Origin of the sequence: Arthrobacter sp. SAFR-023, assembly GCF_051965295.1 — a bacterium.
In the GTDB taxonomy this organism is placed as follows: Bacteria; Actinomycetota; Actinomycetes; order Actinomycetales; family Micrococcaceae; genus Arthrobacter.
Genome location: NZ_JBQCMF010000003.1, coordinates 1 through 16,393, shown reverse-complemented (window position 1 = coordinate 16,393; position 16,393 = coordinate 1). Strand labels below are relative to the sequence as shown.

Sequence of the window (16,393 nt, the reverse complement as noted above, 5' to 3'; positions counted from 1 at the left end):
TGGCGGCGATGTATGTTGTGTCGTGTGACACAGGTAGTGTTTGGCCATGACTACATTCTCCGCGGCGACCCCGCAACAGTACGACGCCCGGCATTATGAAGGGACAGTGGCCGGCATCGACACCGATGCCCTGCGGACCGCCGTTGAGGCGGACTTCGACGCCACAGTTGCACAGCTGAAGGAGCTGGTGGCCATACCCGGCATTGCCTGGCCCAGCTTTGATCCCGCACCGCTGGACGCCAGTGCCGAGGCCGTCGCCGGCCTGGTGCGCGCGGCGGGCATCGGGGATGTCCGGATCCTGCGGTGCGACAAGGAAGACGGCACCCCCGGCGGGCCCGCCGTCGTGGCACGCCGCGAGGCCGCGCCCGGCAAGCCGACCATTCTTCTCTACGCCCACCACGACGTCCAGCCGCCCGGTGATCCGGCACTGTGGGAGTCCGAGCCGTTTACCGCCGTCGAACGCAATGGCCGCCTCTACGGGCGCGGCGCGGCCGACGACAAGGCCGGCATCATGGCCCACATCGCCGCCTATGGCGCCGTCACCAAGGCGCTCGGCGACGAATTCGGGCTTGGCGTGACACTGTTCTTCGAAGGGGAGGAAGAGGCCGGCTCGCCGACCTTCAGGACGTTCCTGGAAGCCCACCGCGAACTGCTCCGCGCCGATGTCATTGTGGTGGCCGACTCCAGCAACTGGAAGGTGGGCGTGCCGGCGCTGACCACGAGCCTGCGCGGGCTGGTCGATGGAACCATTGAGGTGCAGGTCCTTGACCATGCCGTGCATTCGGGCATGTTCGGCGGTGCCGTGCTGGATGCCCCTACGGTGCTCTCGCGCCTGATCGCGACGCTGCACGACGACCAGGGCAGCGTCGCCATTGAGGGCCTGGTGAGCAGGGATGAAACCGGCGTGGACCTGACCGAAGAGGAGTACCGGGCAGACGCCTCAGTGCTCGACGGCGTCCAGCTGGCCGGCACGGGAACCATCGCGTCACGGCTGTGGACCAAGCCTGCCCTGTCAATCATCGGCTTCGACGCTCCATCCGTCAGCGTTGCCTCCAACACCCTGCTGCCCCGCGCCCGGGCCAAGTTCAGCCTGCGGCTGGCCCCCGGCCAGGACCCGGCCGAAGCCATGGAGGCCGTGCGCCGGCACGTGGAAACCCACGCACCGTTCGGCGCCAGGGTGACCTTCACGCCGGGGGAGAGCGGCAACGCCTTCCAAACGGACACGGCGTCCTCAGCTGCCGGCCTCGCTATGTGGGCACTCGGCGAAGCCTGGGGCGTTCCGGCGGTGGAAATGGGCATCGGGGGCTCCATTCCGTTCATCAGTGACCTGACCGAGCTGTACCCCGAAGTCCAGATCCTGGTGACGGGTGTGGAGGACCCTGATTCCCGTGCCCACTCAGCCAACGAGTCGCTGCACCTGGGGGACTTCCGCAACGCGGTGGTCGCCGAGGCCCTGCTGCTGGCGCGGCTGAACGCGGAAGGCCTTTAGTAGGCGGCTGGCAGGGAACAATGCGGGGCCTGTCAGGGTTACGCCTGAAGTTAGAGCTCCGCGCCGGATCGACGTAGCATGTAGCTATAGCCCGTACCGTTTCCGTAGGGGCAGGCACCGTGCAAGCGGGGCAGCCACAACCGTCGTTAGTAAGGTAGGCCAATGAGCACTACGACCAATGAAAACAGCACCGAACCCACCGGCACTGGCAGTGACGAACTGGCGAGCCACGAGGTTCAGCTGACGGACGTTGCAGCAGGCAAGGTCCGCAGCCTCCTGGAGCAGGAAGGCCGCACCGATCTTCGCCTCCGCGTAGCCGTGCAGCCGGGCGGCTGCTCCGGCCTCATTTACCAGCTGTACTTTGACGAGCGCCTCCTTGAAGGCGACGCCGTACGCGATTACGACGGTGTCGAGGTCGTCGTCGACAAGATGAGCGTCCCGTACCTCAGCGGTGCCAGCATCGACTTTGAGGACACCATCTCCAAGCAGGGCTTCACCATCGACAACCCGAATGCGGGCGGCTCATGCGCCTGCGGTGATTCGTTCCACTAAAGGGTCAGTGGCCCTTCCTGAACCTCTTGGCGGCGCCGGTGAAAACCGGCGCCGCCACACGGTGGGGACATGTGGGCGAAAACCTGCGGGGAGCGGTAAGCTCTACACCGAGTAGTAAAACTTTTAGTGTGCCCGGGAAGCTTTTCGCCGCCCTGGCAACAGCAACAAGTAGGAAGGGCCGTCTGTGAGTTCGCAGAACCGAACCGGCAGCCGACGCAAAACGATCTCTACGATCACTGGCTTGGCAACTGCCGGCGCGTTGGTTTTGACTGGATGTTCGCCAGAGGTAGAGAAGGGGTGGCTGCCCACCGAGCGTGGCACCACCAATCACACTGACCGCATCATGGACCTCTGGGTCAACTCATGGATTGCCGCCCTCGTGGTGGGCATCATCACGTGGGGCCTGATCGTCTGGTGCCTCGTGGCCTACCGCCGCCGCAAGGGCACCGTGGGTTTCCCACGGCAGACCAGCTTCAACCTGCCCCTTGAGGTCTTCTACCTGACGATCCCGCTCTTCATGGTCTTGGTGTTCTTCTACTTCACCGACCGTGACCAGCAGGCGATCGATGACCGCTCGCAGCCCGCCGACGTCGTAGTGGACGTCCGGGGCAAGCAGTGGGCTTGGGACTTCAACTACAAAAAGGGCGACGTCGTCACCGAGGACCTCCACGAGGCCGGCGTCCAGGCGCACCTGACAGGTGAAGCGATCGACAAGGAGAAGCTCCCGACGCTCTACCTGCCCGTCAACAAGTCTGTTGACCTGGAACTGAACTCGCGCGACGTCATCCACTCCTTCTGGGTTCCTGCATTCCTGCAGAAGAGGGACATGATCCCGGGTAAGACCAACTACATCCGGTTCACCCCCACCAAAGAGGGCACCTACGACGGCAAGTGCGCCGAGCTCTGCGGTGAGTACCACTCCGAAATGCTGTTCCGCGTCAAGGTTGTTTCCGAGTCGGAATTCCAGGCTCACATGAACCAGCTGCGCCAGGACGGCAACACGGGCCTGCTCGGCCAAGAGTATGACCGCAACCCGAACCTGAACGTTACGAAGTAAGGGAAGCGAAGTGGCTACTTACACCCAGACCCCCGGGATCCTTGAGGCTCCCGTAGTTCCCAAATCCAAGGGGCGCATCGTCGTCAACTGGATCACCTCCACGGACCACAAGACCATCGGGTACATGTACCTGATCGCGTCCTTCGTGTTCTTCTGCTTCGGCGGCGTGATGGCCCTGCTCATCCGCGCCGAGCTCTTCGAACCCGGCATGCAGATCCTGCAGACCAAGGAACAGTACAACCAGCTGTTCACCATGCACGGCACGGTCATGCTGCTCATGTTCGCCACCCCGCTCTTTGCCGGCTTTGCGAACGTGATCATGCCCCTGCAGATCGGTGCACCGGACGTCGCGTTCCCGCGACTGAACGCGCTGGCCTTCTGGTTCTTCCTGTTTGGCTCCACCATTGCCGTTTCCGGCTTCATCACCCCGCAGGGTGCTGCATCCTTCGGCTGGTTCGCCTACGCACCGCTCTCCAACACCACCTTCAGCCCCGGCGTTGGCGGTGACCTCTGGGTCTTCGGCCTGGCACTGTCCGGCTTCGGCACCATCCTCGGCGCGGTCAACTTCATCACCACCATCATCTGCATGCGCGCCCCCGGCATGACCATGTGGCGGATGCCGATCTTCACCTGGAACACCCTCGTGACGGCCATCCTGGTCCTGATGGCGTTCCCGCCGCTTGCCGCAGCACTCTTCGCCCTCGGCGCGGACCGCCGCTTCGGTGCCCACATCTTCGACCCGGAGAACGGCGGCGCCGTCCTGTGGCAGCACCTGTTCTGGTTCTTCGGGCACCCCGAGGTGTACATCATCGCGCTGCCGTTCTTCGGCATTGTGTCCGAGATCTTCCCGGTCTTCAGCCGCAAGCCGATCTTCGGCTACAAGGGCCTGGTTTACGCGACCATCGCGATTGCGGCCCTGTCCGTGACCGTGTGGGCGCACCACATGTACGTCACCGGCTCCGTGCTGCTGCCGTTCTTCTCCTTCATGACCATGCTCATCGCAGTCCCCACCGGTGTGAAGTTCTTCAACTGGATCGGCACCATGTGGCGCGGTTCCATCACCTTTGAGACCCCTATGCTGTGGAGCATCGGCTTCCTCATCACGTTCCTCTTCGGCGGCCTGACCGGCATCATCCTGGCCTCCCCGCCGCTGGACTTCCACGTCTCCGACTCCTACTTCGTGGTGGCACACTTCCACTACGTGGTCTTCGGCACCGTGGTGTTCGCGATGTTCGCCGGCTTCTACTTCTGGTGGCCGAAGTGGACGGGCAAGATGCTTAACGAGCGTCTCGGCAAGATCCACTTCTGGCTCCTGTTCCTGGGCTTCCACGGCACCTTCCTCATCCAGCACTGGCTCGGCGTCGAGGGCATGCCCCGCCGCTACGCCGACTACCTGGTGGAGGACAACTTCACCTGGATGAACCAGTTCTCCACCATTGCCTCGTTCGTCCTGGGTGCGTCCCTAATCCCGTTCTTCTGGAACGTGTACATCACCGCACGCAGCGCGGAAAAGGTTCAGGTTGACGATCCCTGGGGCTTCGGTGCCTCACTGGAGTGGGCCACGTCCTGCCCGCCGCCGCGGCACAACTTCACGTCCCTGCCGCGCATCCGCTCCGAGCGCCCGGCGCTGGACCTGCACCACCCTGAGCTCTCCCAGTCACACACCATTGAGTCGCCGGCACCTGCAGCAAGCGTGCTCGGTAACGCCGATCAGAAGGACACCGCGCAATGAGAATCGAGTCATGGATTTTTGGAGCAGGAGTTTTCTTCTTCGTTCCGATTTCCATCATCTACGGCTTCCTCACCAACTGGTCTGAGTGGGTCGGCATCCTGGGCATCCTCTTGGTGGGCGGCCTGGCGGGCATGATCGGTGCCTACCTGGGCTTCACCGGCAAGCGCGTGGGCATGCGTCCCGAGGACCGTGCTGACGCAGAAATCCACGAAGGTGCCGGCGAGCAGGGGCACTTCAGCCCCTGGAGCTGGTGGCCGCTGGTCCTGGGCCTGTCCTGCGCAGCTGGATTCCTCGGCCTGGCCATAGGCTTCTGGATCGTCTTCATCGCCGGCGGTATGGCGCTGATAGCCCTCGTGGGCTGGGTCTACGAGTACAGCCGCGGAGACCACGCACACTAAGCGTTTCAGTACCAAGAACGACGGCGGGCCCCACCTTTTCGGTGGGGCCCGCCGTCGTTCTTCTTGTGTTTAATCCCGCCCTAGCTGGCCTTCTGCGACGCCAGCAGCTCGACCAGACCCGACAGGGCCGCCTCCGCTTCACCCACGCTTTTGCCGGCTGGCAGGGCTGATTCCTTGACTGCAAGTTCGACTTCGCAGCCGTAGTCAAAGTCGGCCGTCATAACTTCAAGCAGGGAGCGGGCGTCAACGGCGTCAATGCCGGCCTTGCGGATGGTCACGGGTAAGCCTGTCTCCGTGACCGCGCGGACGAACACCGCTGCGGGCCTGGCATGCAGGCCGACGGCCGCAGAAACTATTGCCTTACGAACGGGCAACTGGACTCCTTCGTTTTGGACGGGATGGCACATTGGGGAAGACTCCGCCGTCTTTCCATTTGGTTCGCCTCTAAGAATATCGGCCCCTGCGCCGTCAATCTTCCGGGCGCCGGCCCTGGTCTAGACCTGTGGCCAGCTTGGCTTACCCTTGAACTGTGAGCATGCAATACAGGAGCGGCCGCCGTGGCTGCTAACGTGGCCGGCATTGCCGGTGAAATTGACAGGACCAGCGGGACGCCGATTTACGTCCAGCTCCGTGAGATCCTCAGGACCTACATCGCAACGTCCTGCCCGCCAGGCTCGGCACTGCCTTCCGAGCGTGACCTGGCCGAACGTTTCAGCCTGGCCAGAATGACCGTCCGCCAGGCCATCGACGCCCTGGTGGGGGAGGAAGTCATCGAGCGGGTGGTCGGCCTGGGCACGTTCGTCCGGAAACCGAAGCTCGACCTCCAGGTCAAGCTGACCTCCTACAGCGAGGAGATGCAGCGCCGAGGCATGGTGCCGGCCGCCAAGGTGCTGAGCTTTGAGCAGATCGCCGCCAGCGCCTTCCTGGCCCGCGAACTTCAGCTGGAGGAGGGAACACCCCTGGTGCGCTTCCGCCGCCTCCTGCTGGCCGATAACGAGCCAATGAGCGTGGATGAGAACTTTATCCCGGCCCACCGGGTTCCGGGGCTTCTTGACGGCGAGCCACCGACATCGCTGTACAACGTTCTGAGCGAACAGTTCGGGCTGGTCATGGAATGGGGCGAGGACATGATCGAGGCCACCGCCGCGTCGCCCTCCACCGCTCGGCTGCTTAACGTGGAAATCGGTGCGCCCTTGCTGAAGATCCAGCGGCACGCCTTCGTCGCCAGGTCGATGGTGGACTACTCGGTGTCCTACTACCGCGCCGACCGGTACAAGCTGTGGGTGCCGCTGCAGCGGCCCGGCGTCCGGCCCACCCGGAACTACGCGTCGGGTTACAGGCAGCAGTAGACCCGGCTGGCTGCCGCTGGCTTCAACGCACAGCAGCCCATTTGTCACAGCAGCCCGTCTGGCAAGCAGAACACGCATACAGAAAGGGCCCGGTCCTGATGGACCGGGCCCTTTCTGTCTGTTGCTTGGGTGAAGCGCTGTTGCTGAGGAGCCTTGCTACCTAGTGGCCTGGCTTCTTAGTGGCTGAGGGTCTTCTGTCCCTCGCCGGCTTCAACAGCTTCGTGGTGGCCGTGGCCTGCTTCCAGCTCTGCGGGGGTCGCCGGGGCAACCCTGTCCTCGAAGAACCAGCGGGACAGTTTGGCGCGGCGGTTTTCCTTGCGGGTGACCACACCGTGCTCGTTCGGCTGGGCCGGAAGCGGTGCGGGCGACTCGAAGCCAACAAGCTTGTAGCGCTTGTACTCGTCGAGCGGAGCGTGGACCTCAATGAACTCACCGTGCGGGAGGCGGACAATACGTCCGGTCTCGCGGCCGTGGAGGGCGATTTCGCGGTCCTTGCGCTGCAGGGCCAGAGCTACACGCTTGGTGACGACGAACGCGATGACCGGCCCGATAAAGAACAGTGCGCGCAGCCAATAGGTAACGTCGTTCAGCGCCACGTGGAAGTGCGTTGCAATGAGGTCGGAGCTGGCAGCTGCCCACATGACGCAGTAGAACGTGAAGCCGGCCATGCCGATCGCGGTCCGCGTGGGAGCGTTGCGCGGGCGGTCCAGGACGTGGTGCTCACGGTTGTCCTTGGTGATCCAGCGTTCGATCCACGGGTAGGTGAACAGCACGGTGAACACCAGGCCAGCCGGAACAAGTGCCGGGAGCAGGACGTTCAGCGTTAGGACGTGACCGAAGATGATGTATTCGAAGTGGAAGCCGCTGATCACACCGGGCATCAGGCGCAGGGCACCGTCAACCCAGCCGATGTACCAGTCAGGCTGGGTGCCTGCGGACACGGGGGAGGGATCGTACGGGCCGTAGTTCCAGATCGGGTTGATGGTGAAGAACGCGGCCATGAGGGCGATGACACCGAACACGATGAAGAAGAAGCCGCCGGCCTTCGCAGCGTAGACCGGGCCCAGCGGGTAGCCCACGACGTTGCGGTCGTTGCGGCCCGGGCCGGGGTACTGCGTGTGCTTGTGGACAACCACCATGAAGAGGTGCACGACGATCATCAGCAGGATCAGTGCCGGCACGAGCAGGATGTGCAGCGTGTAGAGGCGGCTGATGATGACCGTGCCGGGGAACTCGCCACCGAACAGGAAGAAGGAGATGTACGTGCCGATCACGGGAATCGACTTGATCACGCCGTCGATGATGCGCAGGCCGTTGCCGGACAGCAGGTCATCGGGAAGGGAGTAACCGGTGAAGCCGGCAGCCATGGCCAGGATCAGCAGGACACCGCCCACCACCCAGTTCATTTCACGGGGCTTGCGGAACGCGCCGGTGAAGAACACCCGGAGCATGTGCACGGCCACGGAGGCCACGAACAGCAGCGCTGCCCAGTGGTGGACCTGGCGCATGAACAGACCGCCGCGGACGTCGAAGGAGATGTCCAGCGAGGAGCTGTAGGCGACAGACATTTCGACGTTCTTCAGTGGCGTGTAGGAGCCGGCGTAGTGCGTCTCAGCCATGGACGGATCGAAGAAGAACGTCAGGAACGTTCCCGACATGAGCAGGATGACGAAGGAATACAGCGCCACCTCGCCAAACATGAAGGACCAGTGGTCCGGGAATACCTTGCGGCCGAATTCGCGGAGGATTCCCGATCCGCCGACGCGCTCGTCGACGAAGTCAGTAAAGCGTCCGACTTTGGTGTTGGCTACGTAGGCGGGGGCTTCAGCTGTTGATGCTGCGCTCATGCTCATCACGCTCCCAGTAACTTGGTCCTACAGGTTCTTTGAAGTCGCTGGTGGCGACCAGGTAGCCCTCATCGTCAACTGCGATGGGCAGCTGGGGGAGCGGGCGGCTGGCCGGGCCGAAGATAACCTTGCATTCCTGGGTCAGGTCGAAGGTTGACTGGTGGCACGGGCACAGCAGGTGGTGCGTCTGCTGCTCGTAGAGGGCAACAGGGCAACCAACGTGGGTGCAGATCTTGGAGTAGGCAACGATGCCGTTGTAGCCCCAGTTTTCGCGTCCCGCGGAGGGGTTCAGCGAAGCCGGGTCGAGGCGCATCAGCAGAACGACGGCCTTGGCCTTCTCGTTGAGCTTGCCTTCGTGGAGTTCGTTGAGGCCTTCCGGAATGACGTGGAAGGCGGAACCGATGGTGACGTCCGAGGCCTTGATGGGGGTTCCATCGGGGTCACGGGTGAGGCGCTTAAGCTTGCCCTCCTGCGGGGCCCACATGGTGTGTGCCAGCTTGTCGTCCGGGCGCGGTCCCAGGTCGCCGAAGACGGCCAGGGCAGGCAGTGGTGCCAGTGCCACGGCGCCCAGCAGGGTGTTCCGGATGAGGGGGCGGCGCTTAATGCCCGTTTCCTCGACGATGTCGTCAACGATGCGGACCGCAGCCTGGCGGTCATCCTCGGTGCGGATCGCGTGGCGTTCCTCGGAGACTTCGTGGTCCGGCATCAGGGCCTTGGCCCAGTGCACGATACCGGTGCCGATGCCGAGCATGGCGAACGCTGTGCCAATGCCAAGCAGCGCATTCTGCAGCCGGATGGTGGCAATGCTTGAGTCGTCTCCCAGATCGATGGCGAAGTACGCCACCAGGAAGATCACGGTGCCAACAACTGAGGTTGCGAAGAGAGCGGCAACCTGCCGTTCTGCCCGCTTGGCGGCCTTCGGGTCCGTGTCAGCCAGGCGCAAGCGGTGCGGGGGAAGTCCAGGATCCTGGAATTTCTCCACCTCATGCTGACCAGCCGTAGCTACGGTGCCCGAGTGGTTCGGACTGCCGTCACTATGGTTGCCCATGATTCGCCTCATCCTTCTCTCGTCTCGGCCTTTGCCGAGTTATGTTCAGTTCCAAACCTGCTGTGCAATCAGCAGGACGTTCTTGTTGTGCCTGGTTTGGCTACGACGTGCGGGACGTCAGCCAGATGGTGAAAGCGATGATGACGCCGAGGCCGGCGATCCATACGAACAGGCCTTCAGAAACAGGACCAAGTGCGCCCAGGTCTGCGCCGCCCGGCGAGCCGTTGGCTTCAATCTGCTTCAGGAAGGTGATGATGTCGCGCTTGCCTTCGGGGGAGATGTTCGAGTCGTTGAACACCGGCATGTTCTGCGGTCCGGTCGCCATTGCTTCGTAAATGTGCTTGCCCGTGACGTCGGCCAGGGCCGGAGCGAACTTGCCGCGGGTGAGTGCACCGCCGGCCGCCGCAGCGTTGTGGCACATGGCGCAGTTCACGCGGAACAGCTCGCCACCTTCGGCGGCGTTGCCCTTCTCATCCAGCAGTTCCTCGGCCGGGATGGCCGGACCCGCACCCAGCGACGCGACGTACGCGGACAGCTGGTGGGTCTGGGTGTCGTTGAACTGGGCAGGCTTCTTGTAGGCCTGGGGGCCGTTCATCTGCATGGGCATGCGGCCGGTGCCGACCTGGAAGTCAACAGCGGCGGCGCCGACGCCAACCAGTGAGGGACCGTCCTGCGTTCCGCTGGCACCCATGCCGTGACAGGTGGCGCAGTTGGCTTCGAAGAGCTTCTCGCCTTCCTGCGTATCGGTGGCGGTGAACTCTGCAGTGCTGGCTTTGGCCTCGTTGACGGTGGTGGCAACGGCGTACAGCCCACCAGTGAGGAGGAGGCCCATCAACAGCAGGGCTATTGCTGCCAGTGGGTGACGTCGCTTCTGCGAGAGTGCCTTCACGTGGTGGTTCCTTTATTCGATCGTGCGTCGGCTCCGTGAGCCGCTTCTTAGAATTCGTTCTCTTGGGAAAGAGGGAGAAAAGTCTGGGCTACTGGAGGACGTAGATGACCAGGAAGAGGCCAATCCACACGACGTCCACGAAGTGCCAGTAGTAGGAGGTGACAATCGCCGAGGTCGCCTCGAAGTGACCAAACTTCTTCGCGGCGAAGGAGCGGCCCATGATGAGCAGGAAGGCGACCAGACCGCCGATGACGTGCAGGCCGTGGAAGCCCGTGGTCATGTAGAAGGCAGAGCCGTAGGCGTTGGAGGACAGCGACACGTGCTCCGAGACCAGCATGGCGTATTCCGTGGTCTGGCCGGCAACGAAGAAGGCGCCCATGAGGAAGGTCAGGGTGAACCATTCGTTCATGCCCCAGCGGGTGAACTGGAGGGCCCCGCCGCTGCGTCGCGGCTGGAGCCTTTCGGCAGCGAATACGCCCATCTGGCAAGTGAAGGAACTTGCCACGAGGACGATGGTGTTAACGAGCGCAAAGGGGAAGTTGAGCTTGGCCGTCTCTTCCGCCCACATCTGGCCAGAGGTGGACCGGAGTGTGAAGTACATGGCGAAGAGACCGGCGAAGAACATCAACTCGCTGGAGAGCCAGACAACGGTCCCGACAGAGACCATATTCGGGCGGTTCAGCGTGGGGTGCGCAGGGGTACTGGGGGCATGGGTCGCAGATGTCACATAGACATTATGTCTGTAAAACTTCGGCTTGCCCAACGCAAACCGCCTTTTGCGGAGACTTTTTCTACAAAGACGCGAAATCGCGCGGAAAAGTTCCCGGACACGTTCATATTGGTCTTTGCGACGGGCACCTCGATAGCATCAGGAGGTGACTTCACAGGTATCGGCACCGGCGGCAGGCAACACCTGGCCGCGCCTCATCTCGGCACTGTTGAACGGCGAACACCTGAGCGCGGACAGTACGGCATGGGCCATGGACACCATCATGTCGGGGGCCGCCACGCCCGTCCAGATCGCCGGTTTCCTGGTGGCGCTGCGCGCCAAGGGCGAGACGGTTGAGGAGATCGCCGGCCTGGTCGACGCCATGGTGTCCCACGCCAATCCGATCTCCATCAGCGGCGAAAAGCTGGACATCGTGGGCACTGGTGGTGATCAACTCAACACTGTCAACATCTCCACCATGGCCGCGCTGGTCTGTGCCGGAGCGGGCGCCAAGGTGGTTAAGCACGGAAACCGTGCGGCGTCGTCGTCATCGGGGTCAGCGGACGTTTTGGAAGCGCTGGGGGTACGGCTCGACCTTCCCATAGCTGACGTCGCCCGGAACGCGGAGGAAGCGGGCATCACCTTCTGCTTCGCACAGGTCTTCCACCCGTCCTTCCGCCACACCGCGGTTCCCAGGCGCGAACTCGCGATCCCCACAGCCTTCAACTTCCTGGGCCCCCTTACCAACCCCGCCCGGGTGCAGGCCTCCGCAGTAGGCGTGGCGAACGCCCGCATGGCGCCGCTCGTGGCCGGCGTCCTGGCGCGGCGCGGCAGCCGGGGCCTGGTGTTCCGGGGCAGCGACGGCCTGGACGAACTGACCACCACCGGGCCGTCTACCGTGTGGGAGATCCGGGGCGGCGAAGTGACGGAGCAGACTTTCTCGCCCGGGGACCTGGGGATCCGTCAGGCCAGTGTCGATCAGCTGCGCGGCGGTGACGCACAGGCGAATGCCGCCGTCGTCCGCAATGTCCTGGCCGGGGAAACCGGGCCGGTCCGGGACGCTGTCCTGTTGAACGCGGCGGCGGGCCTGGTGGCGTACGACCTTCAGGCTAACGGTCCGCTCGCTGACCGCATGAAGCTTGCCCTTGACCGTGCCGCGGAATCCATCGGCTCCGGCGCAGCCGCTGCCGTGCTTGAGAAGTGGGTCAGCCTCTCCCGGGCCTAGAGCTCCGAACAGTCCAAATTCAGCAGCAGAGGGGCCAGGCACCTGCGGGTGCCTGGCCCCTCTGTTGTGTTCTGGCGTGCTGCTACTCCTCGAACCCCAGCGCGAAGGCGGCATCGAGGTCGTGCTGCGAGTAGGCCCGGAAGGCGATGTGGGTGGTGGTGTGCACGACGGCGGGGACCTTGGACAGCTTGTCGGCGATGACGTCCGCCAGATCTTCGTGCTGGGACACGCGTGCGACGGCGATCAGGTCCCATTCCCCGGTCACTGAGTAGACCTCGCTGATGCCGTCGATGGAGGATATCTCCTCGGCCGTTTCGGGGATACGCGAGGCGTCTGTCTTGATCAGGACGAATGCGGTGATCACTGTGAACCCTTCCGGATCTGATGAGCTGTGCTGCCAGCCTATTACATGGGCGGTCCAGTACATGGGCGGGCGCCGGTGGTGGTTCCCGTGGCGGCGCCGCCCCCAGGGGTCAAGCGCGGCGGCGTGCGCGCAGGCGGAGAACTATGGCAACGATGAGGCGGTAGCCGAGGAGGAACACCGCCAGGCTCAGCAGCGCCACGATCACAAACGGGAGGACAACCGTCTGTCCGGTGAGCGCCCGCAGCGCCATTCCGATGGCCACGGTGCCCAGCCACACGGCCACCCCGGCCGGCCACAGCGCGAGCGGCCGCCGCCAGAGCCGCAGCAGCAGCCAGGTGACGGCTGCGCCGGCCAGGAACGGCCAGGCGGTGGACAGGACTCCAATGACTGTTTCTCCTCGTGCGTGTGCGTCCCGGCCGATGGCAGCGAACGTCAGGATGAGGATGAAATCTGCCGCAGCTGCGGCGGCCGTGAGGGCCGGAACCGCCCGCGTTCCGGGGCGGTCTGTTGTGGAAGGCATGCTTCCGAGCCTATCCGTTTTTAGCAGGTCTTGCCCGTGCGGGAATATCCCGTGACGATGTCAGGCAGGAAGCATACGCACTCCTGAAGGAGGCCCAGTGAAGCTCACCCAGATCGCGCAGCACGCCGAGGATCTTGATCGGGCGGCAAAGTTCTACTCGAGGCTGCTGGGCACCGCGCCGGCAGCTGTCTTCGACCCGCCGGGACTGCTGTTCTTCGACCTCGACGGCGTCCGGCTGTTGCTGGAACGGGGAGCACCCTCGGCGGTGATTTACCTTGGCGTTCCGGACGTGAGGTTGCGCGCTGCTGAGCTTGAGGCTGGGGGAGTGGAGGTGGTTGGTGCCCCGCACGTGATCTTCCATCACGATGATGCACGGCTCGGCCCTGCGGGTGCGGACGAATGGATGGCTTTCATCAGGGACAGCGAGGGGAACACCGTGGGACTGGTGAGCCACGCGTTCGACGGCGGGGCGCCCGCCGGTTAGGGCGTCAGGATTTGCTGGTGGCGATCTTTGCCGCGAAACCCAGGAGGACAACGCCGGCGACGCGGTCGGTGGTTTTGGCCACGGCGGGCGACTGGAGCCAGCGGCGCGCATGGTGGGTTGCCAAAATGATGACCGCAAACCACGCCATGCCCTCGACGTTGTGGACCAGCGGCAACAGCACGCCCATCAGCAGCGGCGGCGCCTCCGGCGGAAGGAACTGCGGGATCATGGCCATGTAGAAAACCCCGACCTTGGGATTCAGCAGGCTGGTCGTGGTGCCCGAAAGCCACGCGGCGCGGGAGCTGGCCGGGCCCGCGGGGCCGGCCTCAGCAGCCGCCCCCGGCCGGAAGCTTCGGATAATCATGCTCACAGCCAGCCACGCCATATAGCAGGCGCCCGCAACCTTCAGGACGGTAAAGGCTGTTTCCGAGGCGGCCAGCAAGGCCGATGCCCCGATGGCGGCGGCCACTCCCCAGAAGACGGTACCTGTACAGATTCCCGCCGCCGTGGCGAAGGCGGACCCGCGGCCTCCGCTGATGGCCGCGCGCAGCACGAGCACGGTATCCATTCCCGGGATCACCGTAAGCAGGGCGGCCACGAGGGCGAACTGAAGGAGGGAATCGGAAATGCTCATGGTCGATGATAAGCAGTTCCCGGGCGCACAGGTGACTGTCGACAGGCAGCGCGTTTACAGGCAGCACCGGATCAGAAAGGGCCTCCGACGGACGACGGCGGGAGGACCCGCCGTCGTCCGTTTTCTGTCAGGGCGTGGAGTTGTAGGCCTTGACGCGCTGTTCCACCACGAGATGGATGAGGGCGAAGACTTGGGCATCATCGATGGCTGCCAGGGCCGCGTCCAAGGCGGCCGGAATGTCCTTGTCCTCGGTGACAGTGATGCCGAAACCGCCAAAGGCCGTGGCCATCATGCCGAAGTCCGGATTCTTCAGCTGGGTGCCGGATACGCGTTCGGGATAGTGCCGCTCCTGGTGGGTGCGGATGGTGCCGTACTCCTGGTTGTCCATGACGATAACCAGCGGGGTGGCGCCGTACTGGGCGGCGGTGGCTAGTTCCTGGCCGTTCATGAGGAACTCCCCGTCTCCGGCGATGGTGACCACCCGCCTCCGTGGCTCCGCCAGCGACGCCGCGATGGCCGAGGGGATGGAGTAGCCCATGGAGCCGTTCCTGGCGCTGACCATGGAAGCGTAGCGGCGGGTGGGGAAGTACCGGTGGGCCCAGTTGGTGTGCTCGCCCGCTCCGAACGTCACCAGGGCGTCCTCCGGCAGTCTGGGGACCAGGTTCGCCATCAAGGTGTCCATCCTTGCCGGTCCGGCAGTGGGAGTGGAAGCGGGCAGCGCGGCAAAGGACTCCTGTTCGGCCCTCATCCGGCCTGTCCACGCCTTCCATTCCTCCTTCACTTCCAGGTCGATGCCTGCCAGATCCCGGACAAAGGCCTCCGGTTTCGCCAGGATCTGCCGCGAGACAGGACCGGAACGGCCGCGCAGCGAGGGGTCGATGGTGACCAGAAAGTTCTTCTTGCTCCAGTCCTGGCGGCAGACAAATCCGTCCGTAATCACGTCTCCCGGGACAGTGCCCACAAACACCAGGAGGTCGGTCTCCTCGAGCAGGTCGAAGGTGGGGCGCGGGCGGCCGTACCCGATGGGGCCCACATAGGACGGGGAGTCAAAGGAGATGGTTCCCTGGGTGCGCCATTCCGCTGCTGCTGGAATCTGGTGACGTTCCAGCCACGCGGTCAGTTGGTCAGCTGCCGCCTGGGTCCAGTCGTTGCCGCCCGTTACGAAAAGCGGTTTGTCGGACGAGGCCAGCGCAGCCTTCAGGGCCGCGGCGTCGTTGCTGCTCATGCCGCCGGCCGCCACCGGGATCGCCGGGTGCAGCGCCGGATCGACCAATTGCCGGAGGATGTCCTCCGGCAGGCCCACCACCACCGGCCCGGGTCGGCCGCTCATCGCGGCAAACATCGCCTCGGCCACGATCTCGGATGCCCGTTCAGCGTGGTCAAGGACCATGACGCGCTTGGCGCCGGTATCGAACCAGGCTTTGATGTCGAACTCCTGGAACGCCTCGCGGTCCCGGTGCGCGAACGGAATCAGGCCCACGAACAGGAGCATCGGCGTCGAGTCCTGCCAGGCAGTATGCAGTCCCACGTGCGCGTTCGCTGCGCCGGGTCCCCGGGTAACCATCGCCACACCGGGCACCTGGTTCATTTTTCCGTCGGCCTCGGCCATGTACGTTGCCCCGCCCTCGTGCCGGCACACGACGGTTTCGATCTCCGAGGTGTGCAGGCCGTCCAATACGTCAAGGAAGCTTTCGCCGGGAACCACGTAGGTGCGTTTCACGCCATGGGCTGCGAGCGAATCAACAATCACATGCCCGGCGGATTTCAGGGCCGCGCGGGATGGTGCGGTGCTGCTCTCGCGGCCAGTCTGCTGCAGCGTATGGTCGTCGAACTGCCCAAGATCGGAAGGGACATCGTTTGCGGTCAAGGGGGACTGAGACTCTGTTGTCATGAGCTTTCTTTGGTTATTGGTGGGCGGGTGTCTGTGAAAGTGGGGATATCTATCTGAGGGGCATCGGGTTGGCGATGACGGGGGACATGCCGGTGAAGCCTTCGCGGGCTTCGGCGATCTCGTGGATCCGTTTGCGGCAGGCGTACCAGCCGGCGACCATGAGGGCGATGGCGATGAGGGTGACCAGGAGCGTGAGGGGTGAGTC

Annotated in this window: 17 protein-coding genes; 8 read left to right on the top strand and 9 right to left on the bottom strand. The window is 64.0% G+C overall.

What is annotated here, in order from left to right; genetic code table 11:
* Positions 1–46: 46 nt before the first annotated feature.
* From ACTHQX_RS04275 to ACTHQX_RS04255, 5 genes are all read left to right on the top strand, one after another.
* Positions 47–1,489, top strand: coding sequence for a dipeptidase (locus ACTHQX_RS04275; protein ID WP_440156174.1), 1,443 nt, complete (start codon positions 47–49; stop codon positions 1,487–1,489).
* Between the two features lie 162 nt (positions 1,490–1,651).
* Positions 1,652–2,041 (top strand): HesB/IscA family protein, encoded by a 390-nt coding sequence (locus ACTHQX_RS04270; RefSeq protein WP_440156176.1) that lies wholly within the window; start codon positions 1,652–1,654, stop codon positions 2,039–2,041.
* A gap of 184 nt (positions 2,042–2,225) precedes the next feature.
* Positions 2,226–3,098 carry an aa3-type cytochrome oxidase subunit II gene (gene ctaC / locus ACTHQX_RS04265; protein ID WP_236803429.1) on the top strand — a complete coding sequence of 291 codons (873 nt, stop codon included), beginning with the start codon at positions 2,226–2,228 and terminating at the stop codon, positions 3,096–3,098.
* 10 nt (positions 3,099–3,108) lie between these two features.
* A complete protein-coding gene (gene ctaD, locus ACTHQX_RS04260) occupies positions 3,109–4,830 on the top strand; it encodes an aa3-type cytochrome oxidase subunit I (protein WP_111903434.1) in 1,722 nt (573 codons plus the stop codon).
* Complete coding sequence (locus ACTHQX_RS04255) at positions 4,827–5,228, top strand: cytochrome c oxidase subunit 4 (protein WP_111903435.1); 402 nt, start codon at positions 4,827–4,829, stop codon at positions 5,226–5,228. The genes ctaD and ACTHQX_RS04255 overlap by 4 nt, the downstream gene beginning before the upstream one ends.
* 80 nt (positions 5,229–5,308) lie before the next feature.
* Here the strand turns inward: ACTHQX_RS04255 and ACTHQX_RS04250 are convergent, their stop codons facing one another.
* Positions 5,309–5,602: an HPr family phosphocarrier protein gene (locus ACTHQX_RS04250; RefSeq protein ID WP_236803427.1), complete on the bottom strand. Its 294-nt coding sequence runs from the start codon at positions 5,600–5,602 to the stop codon at positions 5,309–5,311.
* 183 nt (positions 5,603–5,785) lie between these two features.
* Here ACTHQX_RS04250 and ACTHQX_RS04245 point away from each other — a divergent pair, with 183 nt between their 5' ends.
* Positions 5,786–6,577 (top strand): GntR family transcriptional regulator, encoded by a 792-nt coding sequence (locus tag ACTHQX_RS04245; RefSeq protein ID WP_102974542.1) that lies wholly within the window; start codon positions 5,786–5,788, stop codon positions 6,575–6,577.
* 176 nt (positions 6,578–6,753) lie between these two features.
* On the opposite strand, the gene qcrB is transcribed toward ACTHQX_RS04245, so the two are convergent.
* The 4 genes from qcrB to ctaE all read right to left on the bottom strand — a co-directional run bounded on the left by qcrB (position 6,754) and on the right by ctaE (position 11,088).
* The gene (qcrB, locus tag ACTHQX_RS04240) at positions 6,754–8,424 is read right to left on the bottom strand and encodes a cytochrome bc1 complex cytochrome b subunit (RefSeq protein ID WP_440156179.1); all 1,671 of its coding nucleotides are present in this window, start codon (positions 8,422–8,424) and stop codon (positions 6,754–6,756) included.
* The gene (qcrA, locus tag ACTHQX_RS04235) at positions 8,402–9,472 is read right to left on the bottom strand and encodes a cytochrome bc1 complex Rieske iron-sulfur subunit (protein ID WP_236803425.1); all 1,071 of its coding nucleotides are present in this window, start codon (positions 9,470–9,472) and stop codon (positions 8,402–8,404) included. The genes qcrB and qcrA overlap by 23 nt, the downstream gene beginning before the upstream one ends.
* Positions 9,473–9,572: 100 nt before the next feature.
* Positions 9,573–10,361 carry a cytochrome bc1 complex diheme cytochrome c subunit gene (qcrC, locus tag ACTHQX_RS04230; RefSeq protein WP_236803424.1) on the bottom strand — a complete coding sequence of 263 codons (789 nt, stop codon included), beginning with the start codon at positions 10,359–10,361 and terminating at the stop codon, positions 9,573–9,575.
* An 88-nt stretch (positions 10,362–10,449) separates the two neighbouring features.
* Entirely contained in the window at positions 10,450–11,088 is a 639-nt protein-coding gene (gene ctaE / locus ACTHQX_RS04225) for an aa3-type cytochrome oxidase subunit III (RefSeq protein ID WP_440174542.1), read from the bottom strand.
* Positions 11,089–11,236: 148 nt separating this feature from the next.
* On the opposite strand from ctaE, the gene trpD reads away from it, so the two are divergent.
* Positions 11,237–12,295 carry an anthranilate phosphoribosyltransferase gene (gene trpD / locus ACTHQX_RS04220; RefSeq protein ID WP_440156181.1) on the top strand — a complete coding sequence of 353 codons (1,059 nt, stop codon included), beginning with the start codon at positions 11,237–11,239 and terminating at the stop codon, positions 12,293–12,295.
* 82 nt (positions 12,296–12,377) lie between these two features.
* On the opposite strand, the gene ACTHQX_RS04215 is transcribed toward trpD, so the two are convergent.
* Positions 12,378–12,659, bottom strand: coding sequence for an Lrp/AsnC family transcriptional regulator (locus ACTHQX_RS04215; RefSeq protein ID WP_111903442.1), 282 nt, complete (start codon positions 12,657–12,659; stop codon positions 12,378–12,380).
* Positions 12,660–12,768: 109 nt separating this feature from the next.
* A complete protein-coding gene (locus tag ACTHQX_RS04210) occupies positions 12,769–13,179 on the bottom strand; it encodes a DUF3054 domain-containing protein (protein ID WP_236803421.1) in 411 nt (136 codons plus the stop codon).
* 97 nt (positions 13,180–13,276) lie between these two features.
* Here ACTHQX_RS04210 and ACTHQX_RS04205 point away from each other — a divergent pair, with 97 nt between their 5' ends.
* Complete coding sequence (locus ACTHQX_RS04205) at positions 13,277–13,663, top strand: VOC family protein (RefSeq protein WP_236803420.1); 387 nt, start codon at positions 13,277–13,279, stop codon at positions 13,661–13,663.
* A gap of 4 nt (positions 13,664–13,667) precedes the next feature.
* On the opposite strand, the gene ACTHQX_RS04200 is transcribed toward ACTHQX_RS04205, so the two are convergent.
* Both ACTHQX_RS04200 and ACTHQX_RS04195 read right to left on the bottom strand, forming a co-directional pair.
* Positions 13,668–14,297, bottom strand: a complete 630-nt coding sequence (locus ACTHQX_RS04200; RefSeq protein ID WP_440156183.1) for a LysE family translocator — start codon at positions 14,295–14,297, stop codon at positions 13,668–13,670.
* Between the two features lie 127 nt (positions 14,298–14,424).
* Entirely contained in the window at positions 14,425–16,188 is a 1,764-nt protein-coding gene (locus ACTHQX_RS04195; protein ID WP_440156184.1) for a thiamine pyrophosphate-dependent enzyme, read from the bottom strand.
* Between the last annotated feature and the right edge of the window lie 205 nt (positions 16,189–16,393).